The sequence below is a fragment of the Stenotrophomonas sp. 05L44_2 genome (assembly GCF_056665995.1).
On the sequence record NZ_JBFTNR010000828.1, the window covers coordinates 1 to 1,659 of the forward strand.

Here is a 1,659-nt window from a genome sequence, read left to right on the forward strand (position 1 = left end):
CACTCTGACAGCCTCAAAGAGGCATAGTACGCAAGCTCATCTTCCAAGAGACAGATTCGTCCTGCCTGTCCCCTGTTAGGGAGTTGCGCAAGCGCCCCGCACCTCGTCACTTGCGCCCCTGAAGATACCCACAATCGCCCCATTGACTGAGCGCCTTGCTTGCCGTGGCTGAGAAGATCTCAAAAGGACTTGAACTCCAAGTCCGGCTCCATTCACTTTGGCACTCCGATCTCCTGCACGTCGAGTGTTGGCCGAAATGATGCTCCACCTTATCGGAACTTCCAACCTCGTCGACCGAAGTGCTGCAGTGTTGCACCTTTGCTTTCATCGCCTCCCACAACCGTGCGGTCATAGAGGTTAGTTTCAATGATCGGCTGGCTCGGCAATCGGCCATCGGCAAGTCAACGAACACAAGAAGTTCGCTGACTACAGATGTACAGCATAGCAACTAGACAGTTGAGTGCCTGGCATCGAGTGGAAGCACGTTGCGATAGTTCATTTCTGCGGTGCCGTGGCAGATCGATGTGTGGCCAACCGCAGCCCTCCTATAGCCACAGCGAACGGATCGCCCTTCACTCTTCTCCTCGTTGACAACCTCTACCACACCGCCAATGCCGAGATTCGCCTCGGCCTACAATCAGATCGATATTCACTACTCATATGATGGGCCGAACTGAGGTCGGCACGAGAGGATCTTCCGGAACACATCAGAGTGAGAAAGCTCAACGAGTGCATCTGTTGGGAAGGCGCTCGACGCGCCCGTCCATCAACCCAGTAGATACGCTAYGACAGTTCACCGCACTAAGCGGATGACCAGCTAATGCACCTGAAAAGTTCTAACAAGCTCAGGCGCTCAACACTTTCGTTGGTTCAAGCATTAATGGACCCGGGCCAGGATTCCACGACGGGTTCATGGATCACCTCACGTACTGCGCCACGCCATTGCCGAGCGACCAGTTTTCCCGCTTCACTTCCACCAGATTGATGAAGACATCCTGGCGGCGAATGCCCACCGCCGCGTGCAGGCCATCGGCAATGCCCAGGTACAGCGCCTTCTTCTGATCCAGCGTGCGCCCTTCGTTCCAGGTGATCTGGATGCAGTTGAAGTCGTCGGTGCGGTCCACGCCCAGGTAGCCGGGATCGTAGATCAGCGTGCCGGGCTCGTGCTCCTGGAAGATCTGGAAGCGATCGTTTTCCGGCACGCCGACCGCGCGCATGGCCTGGTAGATGGTTTCGCCGACGCGTTGCAGATAGTCGGCGGATTTACCTTTGCGAAGATCGAAACGGGCGAGCGGCATGGTGGCACTCCAGGGCTGGGAGGTGGCGCGACAATGGCCCGAGACTACGCCGGCCTGGGGCCACGGCACAGTGCATGGATGGAACCCTCTGCATTCATCGATGGCAAGTTGCGCATCGATGCTGCGCCGGCTGACGCGATCGCCACGCGGAGCCGGCCCCTGCCAGTGGCCTCGGCCGTCATGGACGGTTGGCGGATTGCGCCATTGGTGATGGGATGCACGCCGCGTGGGTGCGTCGCTGCACAGATTGGAACACGCTCGGCGTTGCAGAGAGTTTTTGCGAATTTTCCTCACTGACTTCCATGGTGCGGCAATCCAATGATCGCCTCGCCGAGGCAGATTGCCTCGGTCGGGATTGGCG

The 1,659-nt window shown here is 58.1% G+C and carries 1 protein-coding gene; it reads right to left on the minus strand.

Translation table 11 applies throughout. The features are described 5' to 3' along the window. Positions 1 to 917: 917 nt before the first annotated feature. Positions 918 to 1,298 (minus strand): tautomerase family protein, encoded by a 381-nt coding sequence (locus tag AC1VAN_RS21075; protein ID WP_442251295.1) that lies wholly within the window; start codon positions 1,296 to 1,298, stop codon positions 918 to 920. Positions 1,299 to 1,659: the final 361 nt, after the last annotated feature.